We start from the raw sequence: 24,739 nt of genomic DNA on the forward strand, positions 1-24,739 counted from the left end.
CAGTATTTTTAATCTATCGGCCAATAAAAACCTTGATTAGTAATCATTATCAATATTTTTATCGTCGGTTATACTAAATAATGTTGTTGTTGGTGTTGCTAATTCGACTCCATTTTTATCTAAAACTTGGTTAATCAAATAATTTATTTCTTGTCTAACTTCTTTGCTTTCCCAATAATCAGGCGTGGCGGCAAAGAAAACCACAATTAAGTTAATCGAATATTCACCAATATTATCAAACTTCACATGCCCCTCGTGCAAACTTGTCTGTTGATGATTATCAATAAGTTGCTGAATTTCATCAACTACGACCTTAATTTTGGTAATCGGTGTATCGAGCTTTAGACGAATAAAAAATTTATGTCGGCGGTCTTTGCGTTGTGTTAAGTTATTAAGTGTTTGAGAAACCAACATCTGGTTTGGCACAACAATCAGACTACCATCAACGTGACGGATTCGGGTGCTACGAAAGCCCACCTTTTCAACTTTCCCGACCATGCTTCCCAGCTCAATGTCATCTCCAACAATGAATGGTTGCTCTGTAAATAACGTAAATGAAGCAAAAAGGTTTTCGAGCGTGGCACGTGCAGCCAAAGCTAAAGCCACCCCACCAATACCCAAACCTGTGATTAAACTAATGACATCTTGACGAAACACAAAGCCCAAAATCAAAAAAAACGAGCAGAAAACTATCAAAGCAATGATAATATCTCTGAAAAATGGCACGAGATGTTCATCTGTTTTGGTATCGTTTTCTTCGGCTTTTTTCAGGAAAACCAAAGCAAAGAATTTTACGAGTCGGATAATTATCCAGGTAATGGCAATCACAAAAAGCGTATCGAGCAATTTATCAGCAAATTCGCTTACTCGCATTTTGCCAAATGGAATGATTCGCCATTTTTTAGGAAAAGAGATTTCGTCAACTGCTGAATAAATGATGAGGAGGGTTATAATAAACTCAACAGGGCGTTTTAGTAAATCTACGAAGTTGGAAACTGGTATATTTTGTGTTTCTTGTTTGATTAAACGGTAAACAATTTTACTGACAAGAACCGAAAAAATTCGCTTGAAAAGCAAGCCTACCAGCAATATTCCTACAAACCAAAGCCAGTTCTCGACTGGATTATATAAAAAACTTTTGTGCAGAATTTTCTCTAATTTATTCATCTAAAATCTTATGCTTTATGCTCTTTAATAAACTCTATTACTCGACGTTCCACCCAAGTTTCGTTGGAATTTCGCATCATAAAACCTACATGGCCACCAAATTTCAATAATTGTAAATGAACGTTGGGGTTATTTTCAGCATCGCCTAAATTCAGACATTCGGGCGATAAAAATGGGTCATTGATTGCTTGGATTACTAATGTAGGTACTTTTATCGACTTTAAAAATGGCTTTGCTGCTGCTTGCTGATAAAAATCGTGGGCATTCTTAAAACCAAACATCGGAGCGGTATATCGGCTATCAAACTGTTCAAAATTTTTGATTTGCTCATATCCTTCATAACTAACTAAATTATTTTGAGGATGTTGCGTTGACTTCTCTTTAATTTTTTTGCCCAGTTTATTTATAAAGCGTTTCATATAAAACCTACGCCCAGGTTTATAAAGTTCATAGACCGAGGTATATAAATCAAGCGGAACCGAAACAGCTAAGCCGAATTTCACTTGGGTTGGTAAAAGTTCGGGATTTTGCCCCAAAAGTCGAACTGTCATGCTTCCGCCCATGCTAAACCCTACCAAAACAACTTCTTCATAATTGTAAGTATTGATGGCATAATTGACCACAAAACGAATATCATCGACATCGCCGTGGTGATAAAAACGTGGCAAACGATTCATTTCACCGCTACAACTACGGCAATTCCAGCCCAAGCCATCATAACCATTATCATTGAATTTCTTTATCATACCCGTTACGTAGTGGCGAGTAGAGTCTCCTTCTAAGCCGTGCGTAACGATTACGAGTTTTTTACCACGTGAAGCTCCAGCAAATGACCAATCTAAATCCAAGAAATCGCCATCTTGTAGCTCAACTCGCTCTCGTTTATAATTAATAGGAATTTTGCGAAAAAGACTTGGATAAATTGTTTGAATATGGGCATTAAATTGCCATTTGGGTGGTTGATAATCGGTGTTTGTTGATAAAACTGGCATTCGTATAATTGTAAAATAATTTTCAGAAACTTCAATTGATTAAATCCATTTTCGGCGTTTAAAGAAGAACAAAAAGCCTAATGAAGAGGTAACCATCAAGATTACGGCAATCCAAAAACCAAATGGATGGTCGGTAGTCGGAATCAAAGGGTAGTTCATTCCGAAAACACCCGCAATGAGTGTTGGTGGCAAAAAACAGATTGTAACGACTGTGAAAATCTTAATAATTTCGTTTTGTTCGAGGTTAATCAAACCCATGAAAGTATCTTGAAGGTATTCCAAACGTTCAAAATTAAAAGTAGTATATTCGAGCAAGGAACTAATGTCTTTCAACACAATTCTCAAACGCTCTTTGCGGTCTTCGGGAAAATAAATGCTACGTAAAATCTGTGAAAGCACTCGTTGTTTGTCAATGATACTTTCACGAATCATCATTGTATTTTCTTGTAAATTATTGATTCTGAGTAGCGAATCTTGTTTGGGTTTCTTTTCACGGCTAAGGGTTCGGCTAATATTTTTTACTTCTTTCGACATCGCCTCCAACAAATCGGCATCTGATTCGATGCGGGTTTCGAGCAATACCAGTAAAATATCAACGCCATCTTTAAAAACCTCCTCTCCTATCTTGATTTTCTTTACCGTATCGGCAAATGTTTTTGAATCTCCCTGACGAAAAGTAAACAAAATATTATCTCGAATCAGAAACGAAACAGGATAAAAAGAATATCCATCATTTTCGGAAAGTAGGAAGTTGGAGTTGGCATTGATGGTATTGTTCTGCTCAAAATACCTTGCACTACTCTCAATCTCAACGATTTCTTGCGGAGTTTGAAAACTGATATTGCATTTGGTTTCAACCCATTCTTCTTCATCGCTGGTGGCTGATTGCAAATCTACCCACATTAAGTTTTTAAGTAAACCGAGTTCTCTTACATCGGTTTCTTTCATTACTTGTTTGCCATGTTTATAAAATATCCTTACCATCCTATCCTCAATTTTAAGGCTTATTCAATCAATTTTTCGATAACTTCGGGGAAATGAATGTGTTCGAGGGCCTGCACTTTTTTAGCAACGTCATCGGGTGTATCAGTTGGTACGACCTCACATTTTGCTTGAAAAATAATTTTCCCTTCGTCATAATGCTCATTTACGTAATGAATCGTTATACCAGATTCTTTTTCTCCTGCTTCCACAACGGCTTCATGCACAAAATGCCCCCACATACCCTTACCACCGTATTTTGGTAACAATGCAGGATGAATATTAATGATTTTATTTGGAAATGCTTTTACTAAGTTTTCGGGAATTAACCACAGAAAACCAGCCAAAATGACTAAGTCGATTTGTTGTTTTTGCAGTAAATCAACGATTTTATTAGTCTTTGAAAATGTCTTTTTGTCAAACAAAACTGTTGGAATTCCAAGCCTACGTCCACGCTCAATTACACCAGCCGTGGGATTATTAGTTAAAAATAGTTCTATACTAACTGATTCATTATCAGTAAAATAATTAGTTATTCGTTCGGCATTACTTCCCGAACCCGAAGCAAAAATAGCAATTCGTGTCATTTACTTAATGTTGAATGCGTCAATGAGTGAATGATAGAATGAAAAAAACATCATTCTATCATTCACTCATTCAAAATTAATTTTTGTGCGAATCACGGTATTTTTTTTCATAAAACATTTATATCCACAAAAAAATCTCTGGAAGATTTCCAGAGATTCTTTTGTAAAAACTGCATACTAAGTAAATGAAAAACTCAATTAAGCTTTACCTTTATAAAGTTCATCTTGCCATTTCTTCAATTCATCCCATTTGCCATCACGAGCTAAAGCAGCTTGGTCAGCCCAAGTGGCAGGATTATGAATTTGGAAACGAGGACCAGCTGCATCAAGAATAGATTTCATTTTTTCTACCGAGGTATCAGCCAACTCGGCAAAAGTATAAATACCTGCATTATTGAATAATTCTTCGATTTTAGGCCCGATACCCTCAACGATTTTCAAATCGTCTTTTTTAGTTGGTGCCGCACCTGCTGCTGCTGTTAAACCTAAAGCCCCTGCAACAATTCCTGCTCCACCGCTGCCTACCGCAGTGCTTCCACCAGCATCAACACTTACATTTGTCGATACTTTAGATTTTCTGCAAGCGTCTAATTCTCCTTCCAAGAAATTGATTCTATCTTGTAGTTCGGCCGCATGGTTTTTCCAACGATTAATTTCACGGCTCAGCCACCACCAAAGTAATAAAAGTGGTAATAAACATCCAAGAAAAACTCCCCAAGGGAAATCTGTTAACCAACATTTGAAAAATTCCATTTTTTTATATTTTTAAAGTTATAAAATTTCTTAAACTGATAATTTTTAGAGTGAATTCAAGCAATCGACTATCTCAGTTTACAATTGGGTCTAACAACTATTGACTATCGACCGTTGACTTTTCTCTTATTCTTTTAATCTGATTGTGCTACGACGATTCTTGGCCTTTCCTTCAGGAGTATCGTTTGAAGCGATTGGCTCTTTTTCGCCCTTGCCTTCGGTAGTCATCTGCGAAGCCTTAATTCCTTCTTTTTGTAAGAATGATTTTGTTTGCTTAGCACGATTCTCTGAAAGTCGTTGATTCAGTGCATCCGAACCATCACTATCAGCATGACCAGTGATTAAAATTTGTTTGTCTGGATATTTCTCAAAATACTTTTTAGCTGTCGCAATGAAAGTTTCAACTTCGGCAGTTTTTTCAATGCCCGATTGATTCACTTTAAAATAAACATCTAATGGAGTAAACAAGATTTGTTCTTCTGGGGTTGCAGCTACTTTCACAGTATCTACTTTTACAGAGTCTGTCATTTTGGTTGAGTCAATCGCTGGAGTGGCTGCTACTACCATTGACGTTGTATCGGTAACGATTGGCTCGCCCGAACACAAGGGTTTACGGTTGCAGTTCCACCAACCAGTGTACAACAAAGACCAAAGCAGAATCAGAAGGGGTAATAGAAATCTGTTCATTGTTTGATTTGTTTGGGGTTTAGGAAAAAATACTTTTTTTATTCATTACGATGCGAAAAGTAATAAAAAGTAACTAAAAAACAACTTTTTTTTCAATTTTCTGATTAAAAATTAACAACGAAATAATATTTATAAGTTTGTCAGTCGAAAATTTCTTAAAAAGGGCTAAATTTGGCGAACATAACCAAAGAAAACACACCTATTTTTATTGATGGACTCAATCAAGATTTTTGCCCCTGCTACCGTTGCTAATGTTGCCTGTGGATTTGATATTTTCGGCTTTGCAGTTGATGCCCCAGGCGATGAAGTAATTGTTCGTAAACGTTCTGATAATCAAATCATTATCACAAATATTACTGGCGAAGAAGGAAAACTCACCTACGATGTTTCTAAAAACGCCGTAACGGTTCCGATTTTAAAATACCTCGAACAAACGGGCAATACACAAGGTTTAGAGATTGAATTACACAAAAAAATGCCACTCGGCAGTGGACTGGGAAGTAGTTCGGCGAGTTCGGTGGCGGGAGTTTTTGCGGTGAACGAATTGTTAGGAAAACCGCTTTCGGCAAAAGAATTATTACCGTTTTCGATGGAAGGAGAACGCATTGCTTGTGGCTCAGCCCACGCCGATAACGTAGCCCCTGCTCTACTTGGAGGTTTTGTAGTTGTGCGTAGTTATCAGCCACTTGATGTATTCAAAGTGCCTACACCTGATGAGCTATACGTAACCATCGTTCACCCTGATATTGAGGTAAATACAAAAGATGCTCGCCATATTTTGCGTAACGAAGTTTCAATGAAAAACACCATTGCCCAAATGGGAAATGTGGCTGGTATGATAGCTGGTTTAATGCAAGCCGATTATAAACTAATTGCGAGTTCGATGGTTGACTTTATTATCGAACCAGTGCGAGCAATTTTAATTCCTGAGTTTTGGGAAGTGAAAAATGCAGCTTTAGAAGCAGGTGCTTTAGGATGTAGTATTTCGGGAGCTGGCCCTTCGATTTTTGCATTTAGCCAAGGCAAAGAAACTGCCGAAAAAGTGGCAATTGCCATGAAAAATAGTTTTGAAAAAGTGGGTATTCATGGAGATACTTATGTTTCGGGAATCAATCAACATGGGCCAAAGATTATTGGTTGATTAGTATATTGGTTAATTGGTATATTGGTTACTGGGAAACTTGTGTATTAATTATTAATAAACTATTTACTGATTATCAGGCATTTAGATTCCAGATAATATCTTTCATTTTAGCCATTTCATCTTTAAATAACCTATTCCCTGTAACCGATTTATAAGTTCACCAGAAACCAGTACACCAATTTCCAAGTTCACCAATAACCATTAAACAAGTAAACAGTACACCAATTTTCCAGTAACAAATAACCAATAGAAAATGAAAAGAATAGCCCTTATTACAGGTGCAACATCAGGAATTGGAAAAGCAACAGCCGAGTCTTTTGCCAACGCAGGAATTGACTTGATTCTATGCGGTCGTCGTCGTGAAGTTTTAGATGAATTAAAAGAATATTTTTCAGAAAAAGTACGGGTCACAATACTCGCTTTTGATGTGCGTAATCAAACTGACGTAGCGAAAGCCATTGAATCTTTACCCGAAGAATGGAAAAACATTGATATTTTAGTCAATAATGCAGGAAATGCCCACGGACTTGAGCCGATTCAAGATGGGAACATTGCAGACTGGGATGCTATGATAGACGGAAACGTGAAAGGCTTACTCTATGTATCGAAAGCTGTAATGCCAATAATGGTAGCACGTGAAAAAGGACATATCATCAATTTAAGTTCGGTTGCAGGGAAATATACGTACCCTAATGGAGCTGTTTATTGTGCTTCAAAATCAGCGGTGGAGGCAATTAGTGAAGGAATGCGTCATGATTTGACAAAATATGGCATAAAAATAACAAATATTGCCCCTGGTGCAGTAGAAACCGATTTTTCGTTGGTACGTTTTAAGGGCGATAGCGAACGTGCAAAAAAAGTTTATGAAGGCTTCGACCCAATTCAACCCGAAGATGTAGCTGATGCAATTTTGTACGCTATCAATACTCCTGACCGTGTGACGATTGCAGATATTGTGCTCTATGCAAAAGCTCAAGCTGCTCCGACTATGATTCATAGAAAATAATTAAAAAATTACGATTTGCGACGGGGTCGCCCGTGCGATGACGATTTACGAATATTAATCCACTCGATAAGAAAAGTGACATTCGTTGTTCGTCATTCGTAAATTCATTCAATGGACAATCTACTTCAACGTGTAAAAGAAATTGATATTCGGCAAGTTGCTCGTGACTTGGGCTTTGAAATCGTTCAGAGCCGACGCATGAACTGTCCTTTTCACGTTGAAGATTCTCCTTCATTAGTTTTTTATCCTCCGCCACAAAACGAATTTCATTGTTTTGGCTGTGGCAAACACGGTGATGTGATTAATCTCTATGCCGATGCCTGTCAGATTGACTTCAAAACCGCTCTCGAAGAACTCGCCACTCGTTATATTCCTGCTTATGATGGTGTTCGCCATAAAACTATACGTAAGCTCGACATCAAAAGCGTTTACACCAACAAACCTCTTCCCGAAAAACAGTTTAAATTCAAGCCAATTTACAGCGAAATCTACGAGCGTTTTCAGCAATTTTGCCTAACTCAACCTGCTACCGAGTCAGCTCGAAAAGCGGCTGAATATTTACGTGGCCGAGGAATTGATGATTGGACGATTAGGCACTTCAAACTTTTTGTAATAAAAAACTACATAGTTGCCAATGATTTTCTGAAATCAAACTATTCATTAGAAGATTTAAAAGCCTGCGGCATTGTCAACGATAAAGGCAATTTAGTATTTTTCGTACATCCTATCATCATTCCTTATTATCAGGATGGTAGAATCGTTTATTTACAAGGACGAACTATCGGAAATCCTCCCGACGGTGCGAGTAAATATCAATTTCTATCGGGCGTTCCTCGCAGTATTTACAATCTTGATTCTATCAAAAAGCTTCGTCCAAATTCAGAGGTATATCTCACCGAAGGAGCGTTCGACTGCATGACTTTAGTAAAGCACGGCATGATGGCCGTGAGTTTGGGAAGTGCCAAGATATTCAAGAAAGAATGGATGAAATATTTCAAAAAATATAAGATTTTGATAAGTTTCGATAACGATACCGCAGGTATCAACGGAGCAAATGCCCTCATCGAAGATTTTCTTATGGCAGGTATTTTGGCTGAAAAAAGAGACTGGAATAAAGGTTTTAAGGATATAAATGAATATTTCGGTAGAACAATGTAATAGTTTTTTTCGCCGAACAATTTTGAAAATTGTTCTACACCATTTGTTTTTTAACAAATCCTACCGCATCTTTGCAACATCAATTCAATTATCCTACTCCAGTAGCTGATTGATTGATTTATACAGACGAGGGGAGAGAATAGGCTCTACGAACCTCGGGCAACCTGTCCCGCTTCAAGCGATAAGGTGCCAATACCTACCGAAATGGCGAAACCATTCGGGCTTATAAACCAATCAAAGACAATCGTTGGTTTTTTAAAGTACATCATTCAAAACTGCCTGAAATACGTCGTATTTTATGCTTTATGTTTATTTTTATGTCCAACAAAGTCATTCATTTTAAAGAAATTATCAAGAAAATGCCTCCCAATCCGGCGGGTTCGTGGCATTATGTTGATTTTCCAGAAAATACTTTTGAAGTTTTTGGCAGACGTGGACATATCAAAATAAAAGGATTTATCAACAATCAACCTTTTAAAAGCAATTTATTTCCAACGGGAAATGGACATCATATTATTACGATTCCCTTAAAGTTGCAAAAGCAACTTGGAATAAAACTTCACCAAGAAATTAGTCTAAGTATTGAGGAAGATTTTGAAGAAGTATCTATTGAAATGCCCGTAGAATTGCAAGAAGCTCTTGATTTTGATGAAGAAATGGCAGAATTATTTAATAAACTTTCGCCCGCTAATCAAAAATATCAAAAAATGTGGGTGAACAGCGGCAAACACACCGAAACGAGAATCAGCAGAGTAGTAAAGATTTTTGAAAGATTGAGAAAAGGAAATAACAGTTTTTAGAAAATAAATGGAGAATAAGACATTTCATCACGACGAACCTTTTAAACTTGAATCGGGGGCTTGGCTGCCCGAATTTGATTTGGCCTACACTACCTACGGAACACTCAATGCTGAAAAAGATAATGTTGTGTGGGTGTGTCATGCTTTTACGGGCAACGCCAATCCGTCCGATTGGTGGAATGGACTGATTGGTGAAAAACGTCTCTACAATCCAAATGAACATTTTATTGTTTGTGCAAATATTCTGGGTTCACATTATGGCTCTACAAATGCACTAAGCAAAAACCCGATTTCGGGCGAGCCTTATTTTCATGATTTTCCTTTTTTGAGTATCCGTGATGTTGTTCGTGCGATTGATTTATTACGTATTCATTTAGGTATCGAAAAAATAAATACTTTACTCGGTGGCTCGTTGGGTGGCCAACAAGCACTCGAATGGGCAATATTACAGCCCGATTTGATTGAAAACTTAATTCTTTTCTCAACAAACGCCATTCATTCTCCGTGGGGAATTGCCTTTAATGAATCGCAACGAATGGCCATTGCAGCCGACCCAACTTGGACCGAACGCCACCCAAAAGCGGGTATGAATGGCATGAAAGTGGCTCGTTCAATCGCTCTTTTATCTTACCGAAATTATGCTACTTACGGTCGCACACAATCTCGTGACGAAGGTCAAGTTGATTTTTTTAGGGCAAATACTTACCAAAATTACCAAGGAGAGAAACTCGGCAAACGTTTCAATGCCTTTTCTTATTGGACACTCTCAAAGATGTTTGATTCTCACGATGTTGGTCGTGGACGTGGGAAAGTTGAGGAGGCTCTCAAACTCATCAAAGCAAAAACTTTGGTAATTGGAATTACCTCTGATGTATTGTTTCCACCCGAAGAACAAGAATTTATTTCTAAGCATATTCCAAACGCAAAATATGCTCTTATTGATTCAATGTATGGCCATGATGGATTTCTAATCGAATTTGAAGCAATGACTGAGACGATTAAGGGGTGGAATGTTTGAGTTTATAAAATTAATAAATCGACACAATTTTAAAATGTTACTCAGAATCAAACTTATGTTTTGTGTGGTCTTTATTTGGGGCAATTTGTTTGCCCAAGATAAAATCCTGAAAAAAAGCAACGATACACTTGTTACAAAAATTCTCAGTATTGATGCACAAAAAGTCCAATTTTACTCATTTGATGATGTAAATAAGTCTTCAAAAGAAGTTTTACTCAAAGACATTTACAAAATTATCTGGAGAAATGGCAAAGAATATATTATAGATGAAGCATTTAACAAACAAAAAATTATTGAGCAACCCGTTTTAACTAAATCTGAACCCATAAATGTAAATTCAGAAAAAAAAGAGATAAATGAGAAAGTCGTTCTGAATCAAAAACTTGAACAATTAAAATACAAACATTTTATTTTTTTATTTTTTTACGCTGATAATAAAAGAGTTAATGCTCGAAAGATTAATAGAATTTTAAAACAGAATGATTATCAGACCCATCGTTATTTTTCAGAAGCCTTGAAAGAGAGAAAAAAAGGGCGAATTATTCAATGGGTTGGAGCAACTTTAGGCATATTTACTTTACTAAATGCAGGAGAATTATATCAGTATATCGGTTGGGGAATTGCAGGGTACGGCACAATTCTTCAATGGCAAGCCAATGCAGAATTCAAAAACGTGATTAATTTATATGAAGAAAAACGTTTATCTGGTCAATTATCCATTCAAAAACTTCCTCAGAGATAATAAAGGAAAGTAATTAACAATATACCTTATTTTATTAACTCTTCTTTAAATTTATAATATGATAATTGTTCATCTTTCTCCAAATAAACATGTTTTTCTTTAATCAAACCTCTTTCAAAATTATAATATGGTTCAATATTATGATATATTGTTAACTGAAAATCATCAGAGTTAGAAGGGAAAACAGCTCCAGCTAATACTGCACTAACACCTTTCCGTTGAAACCCTTGTTTCCCATAGAAAAATCCATCTTTATTTCTTATAGTCTTAATCAGTTCTCTTGAATTCTTAGAATAAATGAAGCTTTCTGTTCCATATAAAGCCAAATTAGTATCAAAATCGCTTTGTTTTTCAAGTAAATTTATAGCAATTACATAAGGTCTATCAAGTTTGCCATATCTGTTAGATTTATTTGCTAAAGATTTATTAATACATTCTGTACTCCTATCAATTTTTGCAGTGCCATCACCACCATATATGCCGATTGTTGTAGACTCTGTCTGTCCTTTGTGTTTAGTGGGCTTTGGAATAACTCCAATCTCCATTAAAATATCTTCATCAGAATAAGACCAACTAATAAAGTTATGATTACTATTCTCAACAATATTATTAATAGCGGAAAGCTTATCTTTAATAAAATTTACAATACGTTTTGAAGATGGTGCTTTACCCGAAATAATTTGAAAGCACTGTATATCCAAATAAAAATTAGGTGAGTGAAATTCATTAATTTTATCATAGACAACACTTCTAATTTTTTCTCTTTTAGTTTCAATTTCTGAAGCTCCGTTAACAGTAGTAGCTTCAAGATAAAAACTACCTAAATCATTAAATATTAGGAAGTCTGGTCGATGTGAAGAATTTGGAACCTCTGGCTCAATTTCAATATTAAATCCTAATTTATAGAAATAATTGTATAAAAAAAGTTCATAAAAAGCAGCATTAAATCCATTTTTTATTAAATCATTTTTAAGTTTCTTTTGGTTATTAAATGGATATTTTTGGAACCATTCTTCTAGTCTTTCTCTAATTTCAGCAAACTCTTTTCGAGCAGTCTGATTATAGAAATCATAAGTTGATTGTTGATGTTTTTTGAATTCTAAGTTTGTTCGATTAAATGTATCAAAAAGTTTCATAATTTAATGAATGGATTTATTTTGCTTTTTAAATTATAATATATAAAAATCATTTTCGAGTAAAATCAGATTTAATACATCATTCTAACCTTACCCAACTCCTCAAACAGCCTAATAGTCTGCGAAGCTTCCTTCACATCATGCACACGCAAGATTTTTGCTCCTTGCATGAGAGCGTACATATTAAGTACCGTTGTTCCATTGAGTGCTTCGTCGGCGGTGATGTTGAGCGTTCGCCAAATCATTGATTTTCTTGAAACTCCTACTAAAAGCGGTAAATCCATAACCTTAAAGGCTTCCAAATTTCTCATCATTTCAAAACCTTGTTTGGCATTTTTGGCAAATCCAAAACCTGGGTCAATGATAATATCTTTTACTGCTAAAGCTCTCAGTTTAGCCACTTTTTCTTGCAATTCGGTGATTACATCGAGCGTAAGATTCTGATAATCATTGAGTTTATTCATCGTCTGAGGATTTCCACGGCTGTGCATCAAAATATACGGCACTTGCAATTCGGCTACGGTCTGAAACATTTCTTCGTCCAGATTTCCTCCTGCAATATCGTTGATGATTGTTGCCCCAACATTCACAGCTTCACGAGCTACCTTACTCCTGAAAGTATCTATCGAAATGGCCACTTTATCACCAAAATTCTGAGCAATTACTTCAATGACTGGCGTTACTCGGTCAATTTCCTTCGAAACACTCACATCATCGGCATCAGGACGAGTCGAGTAACCGCCAATGTCAATAAATGTTGCTCCATCATTAATCATTTTTGAAACTTGGTATATAATTTGATTACTATTGGGCGTAAATCTACTCCCCGAAAAAAACGAATCGGGCGTGATATTTAGAATCCCCATAACAGAAGGTTTCGATAAATCTATGAGTTTTTGGCCAATTACTGGCTCGTTTGGGTCGTGTTTGTGATTGATACTTATAAATGTCATTTGCTTATAGAGCCGAAGTTTTATAGTTTTGCAAGTATAAAGGCGGTTCTGCCTTTTTTCTCCAATTTCATTAATTTTAGCGTCAAAGATAATTCAATCTATTGAACTTGATTAATTTTTTCTAAATTGAATACAGAACCCAAAGCCAGCAGGCAATTACATAAACAATGAACCAAACAGAAATTGAATACCGCCATGTCATAAAAATTTGTCAAGACCTCTTCGAGAAGAAAAACAAAGATTATGGCACTTCTTGGCGTATCTTACGCTTACCGAGTATCACCGACCAAATTTTTATCAAAGCCCAACGCATCCGTACGATTCAAGACAATGGTTTTAGCCGTGTTAATGAAGGCGAAGTACCCGAATTTATTGGTATCATCAATTATTGTGTAATGGCTCTCATCCAAGCAGATTTGGTGAATAGTACAGACCTCGAAATTCCATTTGAGCAATTGCAAGCCATGTACAATAAGCAAGTAGCTGAAGTTATGGAGTTACTTTTCAATAAAAATCACGATTATGGCGAAGCGTGGCGTGATATGCGTGTGAGTTCGATGACCGATATTATTTTGATGAAATTATTCAGAATCAAGCAAATAGAAGATAATCAAGGTAAAACTTTGGTTTCGGAAGGCATCAAGGCGGGCTATCAGGACATCATTAATTATGCAGTTTTCTGTATGATAAAACTCGGTCAAGCTCAAGGGCAGCAGTAATTTTTTAATTATTAGAAAACTGGTTATTAGTTACTGGTTTAACAAGACATTAACTAATTGTATTAAAATTGAGGTTTAACTTTGAAAAAAATCGTTCATTCACTCATTCACTAATTCTATCATTCACTCATTGAATTTATATGAAACTATTTTCACAAATTGCCCGCATCATTGTTGGTGTAATATTTACTTTTTCGGGATTCGTAAAAGTCGTTGACCCTGTGGGAACTGGTATCAAACTCGAAGAATATTTCGAGGTTTTTGCCCAAGATTTACCTTCAATGCAAGGTTTATTCATGTTTTTTGCTCACAATTCGCTGGCATTATCATTGATTTTCTGTGCATTAGAAGTGATTTTGGGGGTAGCTACACTCCTATCCTACCGCATGAAAATCACGTCGTGGTTATTGCTGATTATTATTGTTTTCTTTACTTTTCTGACTTTCTATTCGGCATATTTCAATAAAGTAACCGACTGCGGATGTTTCGGTGATTTCTTAAAACTTAAGCCGTGGACATCATTCAACAAAGATATTTTCTTGACGGTCTTGATTTTGGTGATTTTTGCGTTTAGAAATAAATATACTGAGTCAAATCAAAACTTAGTAATGGCAATCGTTACGGCAATTTCTTTCGGAATTGGCATCTACGCTATTCGTTACCTTCCTCCGATTGATTTCTTACCTTACGCCATCGGAAAAAGTATTCCTGACCAAATGAAACCTACGGGTGTAAAACCAATCATGGAGTTTACGTTTTTGAATAAGAAAACCAACGAAGAAATTGTAGCCAAAGAGTTTTTGATGGATACACTTACCTACAAATATGTTTCGATGGTAACTTTGAACGAAGATAAATTAAGACCAAAAATTACTGATTACTCGGTTTCAGACCAACAAGGAAACAACTATACTGATTCGACTTTTGCTGGGAAAAAACTACTGGTGATTTTCAAAGACGTCAAAAATATTGATAGCGAAGAAGTTTCAGAATTGAAATCTTTGATAAAAGATGCTGAAGCGAAAGGAATAACTCCAATGATTTTGACTTCGGTTATTCAAACTGATTATCAGAAGTTTAGTGCCGCAAATGCCATCACAACGCCTTATTTCTCGGCCGATGCTACGGTTTTAAAAACAATGGCACGAACAAATCCTTGTGTGATTTTGTTACAAAATGGTGTAGTTAAAGGAAAATGGGGAAATCATAGTATCCCGAAAGTAGAAAGTTTAGCCGAAAATTTAAAATAAGATAGAAGCAAAAATCTGAGAATGACCACGAATATTTTTTTAATAGGAATGCCTTCGTCGGGTAAAAGTACACTTGGCCGACAAATTGCAAAGAGTCTTGGCTATGAATTTATTGATTTAGACCTTAGAATCGAAATTGCTGAAGGCAAGAAAATAGCAGAAATATTTAGCTTAAATGGCGAAGAATATTTCAGAAAAGTAGAAAACCAACAACTACATAAAATTCAGAAGGATAGCAAAATGGTTGTGGCAACTGGTGGCGGAGCTCCGTGTTTCCATGATGGCCTTGAGTATATCAAAGAGAATGGAATTAGTATTTTCTTGGACGTAAAACCTGCAATGTTGGTTGAACGCATGAAAGTATCGAAGAAAAACGAACGCCCGCTATTTGATTTAGAAAGCAAATCGCTTTTAGATACCATTACCGAAAAATACAATGAGCGTCTGCCGATTTATCAAAAAGCTGATATTACGGTTGAAGGAGATACCGACCCCGATAGTATACTTTGGATTATTGATGCAGAATTTTCAAGAAAGAAATAATTACTTTTAGTAGAAAAATAGGAGTTTGAAGCATCGAACTCCTATTTTTTTGTCATTTTTAGATATTTTGTCAAAGAATTGGCAATTAAAGCAGTGGTGTAAGCATCAGACTTCCAAATCAAAATATTTCTAAGAGCAGTTCCTCCCGAAAAGAAAACACCTCCATTCCATTTTACTCCTTCATTTTCAACAATAAATTTTTGTAAGAGAAACCGAATTGCTCTTTCAATTCTTTCATTTTCTATATTCATTCCTCTCGATTTCAAATCTAACATAGCATGTAAGGCATAGGCCGTTGATTGCACCAAATCCTTATTATTGAGCCAATCCTGACTCTCAAAACTACCATCATTATTTTGGGTTCTTATGATATTCTGCACGATTATTTGACAAGCTGGAGCAAGTTCATCCACTCCTGCGGCATAGGCACGAGCCACCCCATAATGAATATGATAAAGGTTCGGATAATAAACTGCATTATTATACCAACGAGGTTGTTTCAATAGATACTCGGTGTAGGCGATAGCTCCTTTTTTTCCGTGACTTTTATCCAGCTGATTAGAAACTGTCAGATATGTTAGCACGTTTGAATTAACAACCACATCAACATCATTTGCCCCAAAAGGAATCCAAGGGTTGTAGGCTTTTGGACGAGCTGAACTTCCTGGTAAAAAAATAAAAAATGTACTTAGAAAGGTAAATGGTATTTTCAAAAACCAAAAACGAAATTCCTGCGAATGCCAAGTCAGAAAAGCTCCTGAATTTGGATAACGAACAAATAAATGATTGTACCAATTACGATTCCTACGGTGTAGGTCGAGAAATTTATCGTACTCTTCACTTGCAATAAGTTGTAAAGTGTCACCAAAAATTTGATTATGATACATGGTAGCTAAATTACCGAGCGAAGTATCATCGGCATCTTCGGGTACGTTTGCGGCATTATTGATAAATCTTGAACGAAGTGGATACTCAGTTGGACGATGAACCAACGGTTGAGGATTTGGTTCACCGAAAAGTTTGAGTTTCCTATTGGGTGGTAGAGCTTTCCAAAAATTGAATCGTTGGCCATTTCGATAGGTAAGAATATCTTTAAAGGCTTTATCTAAAGTTGGTTTTAGGAAATGTAGTGTAGTATCAGCCAAATAAACCTCTGCCAAAAAATTATGAATAGCCGAAACCGTAAAACCGTTTGAATCTTTGTGTTTTTGTTTTCTGCCAATAAAAAAATATGGTTCGGTCAATTCCATAGTTCCGTACCATTCACCTTTAAATTGCTTGTTATCAATGCTTGAATCTATCTGACTTTCCACCAAAAACGTTAGTGCTTTATCACGAGTATTTTTAACTTTTTCAGAGAATGTAGAATTGTACTTCTGAGCATTGGCCGAGAAGATTGAGCATACAATCAAACATAAAATTGTGCATCTCATCGTAAATAGAAAAAGCCTTTGCCAAATTCGGTAAAGAAATAGCAAAGGCTTACTTTTATTTTTATTGATTACTTACTTTGTCTCTGTCTGACCGCCTCGTACAAAATAACCGCCGTTGCTACCGATACATTCAATGAACCAATTTTACCAACCATCGGAATCTTAGTGGCATAATCGGCTTGCTCAAGTAAATTATCCGAAATACCATCTTCTTCCGAACCCATCAAGATTGCTGTTGGTACCGAAAAATCTACGTCATACAGCTCAGTTGTTGCTTTTTCAGTACAAGCTACCACCTGAATACCTGATTGCTGCAACTCGCTCACGATTTGAGATAAACTATTTTCACGGCAAACAGGCAAGTGATTTAATGCCCCAACTGAGGTTTTCATGGCATCGGCATTGATTTGAGCAGCACCACGAGCAGGCACAACGATTGCGTTTACACCAGCACACTCAGCTGTACGTGCAATCGCACCGAAATTACGTACGTCAGTCACACGGTCTAAAATCAATAAGAGAGGCGTTTCTCCTTTCTCAAAAGTATCAGCAACTACGTTTGAAGTTTTAGCATAATTTACTGCCGAAACAAACGCAATTACGCCTTGATGTACTTTCATCGTTACACGATTCAATTTCTCAAGAGGAACTCTCTGTACAGGAATTTCACGCTCACGAGCCAATTTTTCTACCTCAGCATGACCAAAATCACGTTGAAGTAATATTTTTTCTATTTCTTTGGTACTCTTTAAAGTTTCCAAAACCGACTGTACACCAAAAACAATATCTGGTTTTGAGGGTTTCTCAAAGCCAGCTGGGGTTGGTTTTGCAAAATATTTTTTCTTAAATCCAGTTTTATTATCGCCTTCGGACTTGCGAAAGCCTCCTGACGATGTTCCGCTTTCTGAACTGCGGCCTAATCCACTACGTTTCCTGTTCTCCATGCTTCTACAAACGGAAACCAATATGCCTGATATTCGGGATAACGAACCAGTTCATAATAGTTTTCCATAAATTGGTTTGGTTTTCTATTAAATGTAAATATAATTTCTGAAAAATTCTGATTTTGCGAATAAACCCATACTTCACGGTCACGGCTTCGTTGTACTTTATTTGGCGGGCCTAAAACCGTATAAACCATTCCTTTATCGGTCTTCCACCCTTCTTTGTAAGACGTAAAAAGGCGATTCGACTCCTCAATTCGGTGGTAATAATTCTTTATGATTTTCTTTGAAACCATCTGATTACCACTCGTAATTGCCAAGAAAAACTTATCTAAAGCCTGCTTAGAATTTGGATTATCGTTGATAGCTCTCAATTCCTGACTGGTGGTCATGTAAATCAAGGGTTTTACCAAATTTTCTGGACGTGTCAAACGAGGATAACGGTCATCAACGAGTAAAAATCCAAATCCATTACTGGTTGAATTGGTATCTTCTACAACTTGATAAAGCCCTTCTTGGCTTAACTTAATGAAGGTATTGGTTTGTACCTTTACTGTCTCCTCTATTGTTAAACTTGCGATACTCGGACGAATAGAAGTTGCCATTGGCGACTGGGCTGCCGAGAAATCATTTTTATAACGAATCAAAAATAAATCACGAGGATGGCTCAAAACGCTTTTCAGCTGAAATGAATCATTTTTATTGATATAATTTCTGAAAACAGGAATTGATTGTCCACCAACATAAACTCCAAATCGGTCGTTAAGTCGATTTCCATTAAAGTCAATCACCAAATCATTATTCGATTTTTTGCTGTCTTCCAACTGAAAAACTTCAGTTAATAAAAGCCCTTTAGCTAAATTCTTAGGTCGTGGAATTTCAAAATCTAACAAGATTTTATCTTCTTTCAATAAAATATTTTGGTCTGTAATTTCAATTCTTCCAGAGCCAATTCTTTCACGCACGCCATAGTCAGGTTGCAATAGCCAATTAAATCTAAAATAATCGTTGAGTTGTTGTGCAACTTGGTCTTTCTTTAGATTTTCAATATCAAGCTCCATGTAGATTCTGACTGACGCCGAATCTTTTAATAAATACCTACTTTTGATGGCTACCACCACTGGCTTCGCAACTGGGATAGGTGCAGGTTTCGCTGCTACGGTTTTGTTTATCTCCTTCTGGGCTTTCTGAATTTTCTTATTTGTTGTACAAGCAGCCAATACTACCAAAAAGCTGTAAATAATTGCTTTCTTCATCAATGTTTCGTTTCTAAAGATTCAAATTTAAGGAAATATGCCGCAATTCAAAATATATTTATCAGAAGATTTTCCTTAGCGAACGGTTTAGTAACACCTCGCTAAGGAAAAATAAAATGGATTGCTGAATGTATAACGAACAGAATGCGTCAATCGTTTTCTTCAAGCTCAAAAACTTCTTCAACACTCTTGCCAAATATACGGGCTATCTTCAATGCCAAAACTGTTGACGGTACGTATTTATTACTTTCGATAGCATTGATAGTCTGCCGACTTACATTTATTCTCTCGGCCAAATCTGCTTGGGTTATATCCAAAATGGCTCTTTCTATTCTGATTCTATTTTTCATAATTCTGTGGTGCGAACGTATTGCTCGCCGTTTTGTGACACCTCCAACTCAATTTTTCACCAAAAGCAAATAATAAAACCGAACGATAAAAATTATCAGCGGTGTGAACATATTGTAAACTGTCACGTTGTAATAAGCCAATCCATGCACAAAAACTGTGGCAGTAATCAGAAGTGCAAAATTAAGATAAATAGCCCATTGCAAAGACTCTAATCTGATTTTTGATACATATTCATCTTCGAACTTCACTTTCGAGAAAGCAATAAAAAGTAAACCTACAATGCTTCCAATAGTAGCAATTTCGTCTGTAAAATTTAACTCTGTTCCGTTTGGAATCGAACCTTTTTCATTTATTGAACCATCGTAAGCGATGTAGTCGAGAGGTACTTTAATCGTAAAAAAATCTAAACTCAGGTTATCGAACATAACGAATAAACCTAAAATAATTGATGGGATTGCTATAATCCATCCAATGAGTTTGAAACGATGCGGAAATAAGAATCTTGGTTCCATAATTTTGAAAATTGTTTTAAGGTAATAGCTTTTTCATGTAAACTTTAACGATACAAATGTAAAATAAACTTTACATTATATCAAAATTATTTTACAATTATTTTTTCTATGAGAAAAATCATATACTATCAATTATGTTTTAGAATTACTTTTGTACCGACTTCGATAAGTTAGAAACTTGTCCTACAAACCAATTCAAACATGGATGATATTCAGAATAGAGCAGATATAGAATTATTGGTAAATAATTTCTACGAGAGAGTGCATAATGAGCCAAATCTTGCCCCAGTTTTTGAGATGCCCGCCGAGCATTGGGAGATGCACATTACGAGAGTTGTAAATTTTTGGGAGAACTGGCTATTTCAAACAGGTAGCTATAACGGTGGAATGATGTGGGTACACCTACAAGCCAACGAAAAACACCCACTTACAACTGAGCGTTTTGAACAATGGTTAGCACTGTGGTTTCTTACAACCGATTCTCTTTTTGCGGGCGAAAAAGCAGATTTTGTAAAAAGCAAAGCCCTCGAAATTGGGCAAATTATGAATGCAAAAATGAATCACATCAATCAACAATAAAAAATCGGAGATAAGGCTAATTACTTATCTCCGATTTTTTATTTTATAAATTTTTCGATTTCAGTATTATAAATTTCAGGTTCTTCAACCGACGATGTATGCCCACCGCCTGCAAATACAATCAGTTTTGAGTTGGGTATCAACGAATGAATCTTGCGTGCCTTATCGGGTACGGTTGCTACGTCTTGGTCGCCAACCATAATTAATGTGGGGCAAATGATTTTTTGTATTTCGTCGGCAATGCCTTTTCTGTAAATTACTCCATCAACGGCTTTGGTAATTCCTTTTCTATTATTCGATTTTAGCTGTTGAGTCCAATATTTCTTTTCTTCTAATCTATTTGGGTCATTTAAGAATTTCTGACCAAACATAATTTTCATTACACTACTAACGACAGGAAAAAATCCGATATACTTTACAATAGCATTGAGGGTTTTATATTTTCCAACATTTTCCTGCGGCTCGGGGTCGGCAGTTGTTTCGAGTAAAATTAGTTTTTTTATCAGGTCAGGACGACGAGCTGCTAAACGCATACCAACAAAACCGCCCATCGAAAGCCCTGCAAAAATCACGGGCTTACCTACCAACTTTTCGATTAGCTCAGCGGCATCATCATAGAGTGTGTCCATGTCATAGCCGTCAGCCGTAATTTCGGTTTTACCTTGCCCACGGTGGTCGTATGTAATTACTCTATATCTATCTTTAAAATATTCTACTTGCTTATGAAACATGTGGCCACTCCACAAGAGTCCATGCGAAAACACAATGGTATCTTCTCCCGAACCATGTTCTTCGTAGTAATAATTGGCATTTTTTAGTTGAATAAAAGGCATAATAGATGGGTGTTTTATCAAAGAATTTACTAAATTTCCACCATTAATTTAATCATTTCTTCCAGATAACGCCTTACTTTTCGGTCGGCACCATCGGCATAACGATTAACAATGTAAGTAAACGACATCATTTCGCCATTACTGGCAGTAAAATAGCCCGAAAATGCTCTTGTATTGCTAATTGAGCCACTTTTAGCTCGCACATTTCCTGCGGCTTTTGAGCCTTTTGCCAAATTCTGTACTGTTCCGCTGATACCAACAATTGGAATAGAAGCATAATATTCGGGAAATGCCGCATCAGTTTTCATCGTATATAAAATATCAGTCAGGTTATTGGCGGTCAGAACTCCCGAAGGTGAAAGCCCACTTCCATCACGAATCATAAAACCCTGTAAATCAACACCTTTCTGTGACCACAACTGTTTTTGGCTCTTTACGGCCGAATCAAAACTACCATCTTTAGATAAATTATATCCAACAGATTTCAAGAAAGCATCGGCATATAAATTAATGCTGTGATAATTACAATCCTTAACTAAACTCGATAATGGCGGAGAGTCATAAGTAAAAATAAGATTTCGCTGCTTTGGGTAATATCCTTCGGATGTTTTGTATTGTTGAAACGAAAGCGTTGGTTTTTCGATAATTCCACCAAGCGAATTAAACCATTTCTGCACTTGATACGCAAAAAAAGTTGGCGGGTCAGGAATCGAACCTTTTACCGAAAACTCATTATCCCCCGCAGGAATTGTCCCTTCCGAAAGCACTGTTGAACTAAAAGGTGTGCTATAAAGCAGCACATTATCTCCCGAGCCTCGCTCTGCGACTGTCACCTTATTGATGTTTTTAATGTTTGGTATTTCGGGAACAATCTTTGTAATTGGAGCAAAATCGCCTACTCGTTTGCTCTGCTTGAAATACACCGAATAAAGATTTTCGTTGATGTTCAAACCGTTAATTCCTGCTCCGTAATAATTACCAATATCTCCCCAAATCCATGAATCGGCTAAGGTATTATCCGAAAAAATTGACCCATCACCCAGAATGTATCCATCAATTTTCTTGATTCCATATCCTTTGATTTTCTGAGCAAAATAATTCGACACCTCATCGACACTTGCCCCAATTCGGGCCGAACCTAACGATGGGTCGCCCGTTCCTCTTATATAAATATTCCCTTGTAACACGCTGTCAACAATTACACCGTCGTATTCAAGAAATGTCTGAAAGCGATAATTTGAACCAAGCACAGATAAAGCAGATGCCGTTGAAACTAACTTCAATACAGAAGCAGAATTGACCGATTTATGAGCATTATATTGTAATTTATATTCACCCGTCTGGGTTGAACGAATAGATGCGGCCACTACTCCATTCCTAATTTCGGTGTCATTTTGCACACTATCAATCAGTTTTTGTAGGCGTTCGAGTGGGTTCGAAATCTGTAAAAGAATGAATAAAATTACTTTCATACAGAAAATGTCTTTAGTTTTAGGGAAATTCGGTAGTATTTTTTAGTTTTACTAAAACTCTGATTATCAATCTTTTCTTTGCAATCAAAATCTAAGTGTTGATGAATATCCCACAATTTTAACTAAAATGCTTAGTTAAAAAAAGAAATGTTTCCGTAATTTGTACCATGAATATTAAGTTAATGTGATTTATGCTTTAATATTCTTAATCATTTGATAAACTTATATGAAATTAACATTCTGGGGAGCAACAAGGCAAGTTTCGGGGAGTATGTTCCTGCTCGAATTTGACGATGAATACAGAGTTTTGATAGATTGTGGTACTGATTTGGAGCGAGAAAACAATCATGAGACTCCCAAGTCTGAATACGGTATATTTCCCTTTGACCCATCACTCATCAACTTAATCATTCTCACACACGCACACATTGACCATTCGGGGCAAATCCCAAATTTATACAAAGAAGGCTTTGAAGGACAGGTACTTTGTACCAAAGCCACCATGGAATTAGCCGAGATTTTATTGCTCGATTCGGCTTCGCTCAACCAAAAGAAATACAAAGCAATTCACGACAGCAAAAAACGCTCTAAAAAAAGAAAAGACGTTGATTCAAGAGAACTTTACCTCGAACGCCAAGTAAAAGAAGCCATTGACAATTTCGTAACGATTCCTTTCGACCAAAAATTTAAGTTTAAAGACGATGGTTTCGTAACACTCTATCCAGCTGGTCATTTGCTCGGTGCGGCTCATGTTTATCTTGAATTTTGGGAAAACAACGAAAAGAAAACAATTTGTTTTTCGGGTGATGTTGGCCGCAAAAACTATCCTTTATTAGTTGACCCCTACCCAATTCCACAGGCCGATTATTTAGTCACCGAAACCACCTACGGCGACCGCCATCATATCAGCGAAAACAAGCCAGAAGAAATTTTGGCAGATATTATTCAGCGAGCTTGTATTGATATTCCAGGTCGATTAATTATACCGTCTTTCAGTGTGGGGCGTACACAAGCCATGCTTTACACCCTCAATAAACTTTACACCGACCGAGGCTTTACACCAATTAAAGTATTTACCGATAGCCCTTTGGCCAAAGCCAGCACTCGCATCTACGAAAAGAATGTGAGATTGATGAACAAACAGGCTCGTGAATTCAATGAAGAAAATGAATCACTGTTTGATTTTGAAAATTTAGTATATTTGGAGTCGAATCAGGCAAGTAAGGCAGTTTCTAATCATTCAGAGCCTTGCATCATTATCTCGGCATCAGGAATGGTAACTGGTGGACGCATCGAACATCACATTCAAGCCAATATCAGTAATCCTTATGCTACTATTTTAATGATTGGTTACGCCAGTGAAAATACACTCGGTTGGAAATTGCTCAATGGCGAACGTAAAGAATTAAGTATCGGTGGGCAAAAACTACCTGTCAATGCCAATATAGAAAAGATTGATGTGTTTTCGGGTCATGGAGATTTAGATGATTTGATTGATTTTGTAAAAACTCAAAATAAAGAAAAAACCAAAAATATTTTTTTAGTGCATGGAGAGTTACACACCATGCAAAACTTTAAAAATACACTCGCCGAAGTTGGGTATAATCAAGTAGTAATTCCAGAAAAAGGACAAACATTTGAAATATGAATGGATAATTGAAAATTGATAATGAAAAATGCTACGCATATAAATTATTATCCATTCTCCATTATTAATTCTTCA

26 protein-coding genes and 1 riboswitch are annotated in these 24,739 nt (G+C 36.4%); of the genes, 11 read left to right on the forward strand and 15 right to left on the reverse strand.

The genetic code is table 11. The annotated features are described in order from the left end of the window. Positions 1 to 36: 36 nt before the first annotated feature. The 6 genes from IEX65_RS11485 to IEX65_RS11510 form a co-directional block, all read right to left on the reverse strand. Positions 37 to 1,167, reverse strand: a complete 1,131-nt coding sequence (locus IEX65_RS11485; protein ID WP_188766205.1) for a mechanosensitive ion channel family protein — start codon at positions 1,165 to 1,167, stop codon at positions 37 to 39. An 8-nt stretch (positions 1,168 to 1,175) separates the two neighbouring features. Further along, the gene (locus IEX65_RS11490) at positions 1,176 to 2,159 is read right to left on the reverse strand and encodes a YheT family hydrolase (protein ID WP_188766206.1); all 984 of its coding nucleotides are present in this window, start codon (positions 2,157 to 2,159) and stop codon (positions 1,176 to 1,178) included. Positions 2,160 to 2,198: 39 nt separating this feature from the next. Beyond that, a complete protein-coding gene (gene corA / locus IEX65_RS11495; protein ID WP_188766207.1) occupies positions 2,199 to 3,143 on the reverse strand; it encodes a magnesium/cobalt transporter CorA in 945 nt (314 codons plus the stop codon). Positions 3,144 to 3,163: 20 nt separating this feature from the next. Next, positions 3,164 to 3,727, reverse strand: a complete 564-nt coding sequence (gene purN / locus IEX65_RS11500) for a phosphoribosylglycinamide formyltransferase (RefSeq protein WP_188766208.1) — start codon at positions 3,725 to 3,727, stop codon at positions 3,164 to 3,166. A gap of 198 nt (positions 3,728 to 3,925) precedes the next feature. Then, positions 3,926 to 4,480 carry a helix-hairpin-helix domain-containing protein gene (locus IEX65_RS11505; RefSeq protein WP_188766209.1) on the reverse strand — a complete coding sequence of 185 codons (555 nt, stop codon included), beginning with the start codon at positions 4,478 to 4,480 and terminating at the stop codon, positions 3,926 to 3,928. Positions 4,481 to 4,606: 126 nt separating this feature from the next. Further along, positions 4,607 to 5,167: an OmpA family protein gene (locus IEX65_RS11510; protein ID WP_188766210.1), complete on the reverse strand. Its 561-nt coding sequence runs from the start codon at positions 5,165 to 5,167 to the stop codon at positions 4,607 to 4,609. 211 nt (positions 5,168 to 5,378) lie between these two features. Here IEX65_RS11510 and IEX65_RS11515 point away from each other — a divergent pair, with 211 nt between their 5' ends. From IEX65_RS11515 to IEX65_RS11540, 6 genes are all read left to right on the forward strand, one after another. Continuing rightward, a complete protein-coding gene (locus IEX65_RS11515) occupies positions 5,379 to 6,308 on the forward strand; it encodes a homoserine kinase (protein ID WP_188766211.1) in 930 nt (309 codons plus the stop codon). Between the two features lie 256 nt (positions 6,309 to 6,564). After that, positions 6,565 to 7,317, forward strand: a complete 753-nt coding sequence (locus IEX65_RS11520) for an SDR family NAD(P)-dependent oxidoreductase (RefSeq protein ID WP_188766212.1) — start codon at positions 6,565 to 6,567, stop codon at positions 7,315 to 7,317. A 111-nt stretch (positions 7,318 to 7,428) separates the two neighbouring features. Continuing rightward, complete coding sequence (locus IEX65_RS11525) at positions 7,429 to 8,475, forward strand: CHC2 zinc finger domain-containing protein (protein WP_188766213.1); 1,047 nt, start codon at positions 7,429 to 7,431, stop codon at positions 8,473 to 8,475. Positions 8,476 to 8,590: 115 nt separating this feature from the next. Then, a riboswitch (SAM riboswitch) is annotated at positions 8,591 to 8,707 on the forward strand. Between the two features lie 127 nt (positions 8,708 to 8,834). Beyond that, positions 8,835 to 9,275, forward strand: coding sequence for a YdeI/OmpD-associated family protein (locus IEX65_RS11530; RefSeq protein ID WP_188766214.1), 441 nt, complete (start codon positions 8,835 to 8,837; stop codon positions 9,273 to 9,275). Positions 9,276 to 9,282: 7 nt separating this feature from the next. Next, entirely contained in the window at positions 9,283 to 10,293 is a 1,011-nt protein-coding gene (locus tag IEX65_RS11535) for a homoserine O-acetyltransferase family protein (RefSeq protein WP_188766215.1), read from the forward strand. Between the two features lie 34 nt (positions 10,294 to 10,327). Then, on the forward strand, positions 10,328 to 11,035 hold the full coding sequence (locus IEX65_RS11540; protein WP_188766216.1) for a hypothetical protein: 708 nt from the start codon (positions 10,328 to 10,330) through the stop codon (positions 11,033 to 11,035). Positions 11,036 to 11,061: 26 nt separating this feature from the next. Here the strand turns inward: IEX65_RS11540 and IEX65_RS11545 are convergent, their stop codons facing one another. Together IEX65_RS11545 and folP are read right to left on the reverse strand one after the other, a co-directional pair. Next, complete coding sequence (locus tag IEX65_RS11545; protein ID WP_188766217.1) at positions 11,062 to 12,171, reverse strand: hypothetical protein; 1,110 nt, start codon at positions 12,169 to 12,171, stop codon at positions 11,062 to 11,064. Positions 12,172 to 12,242: 71 nt separating this feature from the next. Further along, positions 12,243 to 13,124 carry a dihydropteroate synthase gene (folP, locus tag IEX65_RS11550; RefSeq protein ID WP_188766218.1) on the reverse strand — a complete coding sequence of 294 codons (882 nt, stop codon included), beginning with the start codon at positions 13,122 to 13,124 and terminating at the stop codon, positions 12,243 to 12,245. Between the two features lie 167 nt (positions 13,125 to 13,291). Here folP and IEX65_RS11555 point away from each other — a divergent pair, with 167 nt between their 5' ends. The 3 genes from IEX65_RS11555 (at position 13,292) to IEX65_RS11565 (ending at position 15,636) form a co-directional block, all read left to right on the forward strand. Further along, positions 13,292 to 13,843, forward strand: coding sequence for a DUF1599 domain-containing protein (locus IEX65_RS11555; RefSeq protein ID WP_188766219.1), 552 nt, complete (start codon positions 13,292 to 13,294; stop codon positions 13,841 to 13,843). A gap of 140 nt (positions 13,844 to 13,983) precedes the next feature. Then, a complete protein-coding gene (locus IEX65_RS11560) occupies positions 13,984 to 15,093 on the forward strand; it encodes a BT_3928 family protein (protein ID WP_188766220.1) in 1,110 nt (369 codons plus the stop codon). Between the two features lie 21 nt (positions 15,094 to 15,114). Continuing rightward, positions 15,115 to 15,636, forward strand: a complete 522-nt coding sequence (locus IEX65_RS11565; RefSeq protein ID WP_188766221.1) for a shikimate kinase — start codon at positions 15,115 to 15,117, stop codon at positions 15,634 to 15,636. Between the two features lie 41 nt (positions 15,637 to 15,677). On the opposite strand, the gene IEX65_RS11570 is transcribed toward IEX65_RS11565, so the two are convergent. From IEX65_RS11570 to IEX65_RS11590, 5 genes are all read right to left on the reverse strand, one after another. Beyond that, a complete protein-coding gene (locus IEX65_RS11570; protein ID WP_188766222.1) occupies positions 15,678 to 17,069 on the reverse strand; it encodes a prenyltransferase/squalene oxidase repeat-containing protein in 1,392 nt (463 codons plus the stop codon). A 68-nt stretch (positions 17,070 to 17,137) separates the two neighbouring features. Then, positions 17,138 to 18,013, reverse strand: a complete 876-nt coding sequence (rlmB, locus tag IEX65_RS11575) for a 23S rRNA (guanosine(2251)-2'-O)-methyltransferase RlmB (protein WP_188766223.1) — start codon at positions 18,011 to 18,013, stop codon at positions 17,138 to 17,140. Beyond that, positions 17,986 to 19,269: a GWxTD domain-containing protein gene (locus IEX65_RS11580; protein ID WP_188766224.1), complete on the reverse strand. Its 1,284-nt coding sequence runs from the start codon at positions 19,267 to 19,269 to the stop codon at positions 17,986 to 17,988. Before IEX65_RS11580 ends, rlmB begins: the two co-directional genes overlap by 28 nt. Before the next feature lie 149 nt (positions 19,270 to 19,418). Further along, positions 19,419 to 19,619, reverse strand: coding sequence for a helix-turn-helix transcriptional regulator (locus IEX65_RS11585; protein ID WP_188766225.1), 201 nt, complete (start codon positions 19,617 to 19,619; stop codon positions 19,419 to 19,421). A 48-nt stretch (positions 19,620 to 19,667) separates the two neighbouring features. Beyond that, positions 19,668 to 20,132, reverse strand: coding sequence for a hypothetical protein (locus IEX65_RS11590; protein ID WP_188766226.1), 465 nt, complete (start codon positions 20,130 to 20,132; stop codon positions 19,668 to 19,670). Positions 20,133 to 20,333: 201 nt separating this feature from the next. On the opposite strand from IEX65_RS11590, the gene IEX65_RS11595 reads away from it, so the two are divergent. Then, on the forward strand, positions 20,334 to 20,711 hold the full coding sequence (locus IEX65_RS11595; RefSeq protein ID WP_188766227.1) for a group III truncated hemoglobin: 378 nt from the start codon (positions 20,334 to 20,336) through the stop codon (positions 20,709 to 20,711). 38 nt (positions 20,712 to 20,749) lie between these two features. Here the strand turns inward: IEX65_RS11595 and IEX65_RS11600 are convergent, their stop codons facing one another. Continuing rightward, positions 20,750 to 21,544, reverse strand: a complete 795-nt coding sequence (locus tag IEX65_RS11600) for an alpha/beta fold hydrolase (protein WP_188766228.1) — start codon at positions 21,542 to 21,544, stop codon at positions 20,750 to 20,752. Positions 21,545 to 21,573: 29 nt separating this feature from the next. After that, positions 21,574 to 23,016 carry a D-alanyl-D-alanine carboxypeptidase/D-alanyl-D-alanine endopeptidase gene (gene dacB, locus IEX65_RS11605; RefSeq protein WP_188766229.1) on the reverse strand — a complete coding sequence of 481 codons (1,443 nt, stop codon included), beginning with the start codon at positions 23,014 to 23,016 and terminating at the stop codon, positions 21,574 to 21,576. 226 nt (positions 23,017 to 23,242) lie between these two features. Here dacB and IEX65_RS11610 point away from each other — a divergent pair, with 226 nt between their 5' ends. Then, positions 23,243 to 24,664, forward strand: a complete 1,422-nt coding sequence (locus tag IEX65_RS11610) for an MBL fold metallo-hydrolase RNA specificity domain-containing protein (protein WP_188766230.1) — start codon at positions 23,243 to 23,245, stop codon at positions 24,662 to 24,664. The last annotated feature ends 75 nt before the right edge of the window (positions 24,665 to 24,739 follow it).

Source organism: Emticicia aquatilis, assembly GCF_014644295.1.
Lineage (GTDB): Bacteria > Bacteroidota > Bacteroidia > Cytophagales > Spirosomataceae > Emticicia > Emticicia aquatilis.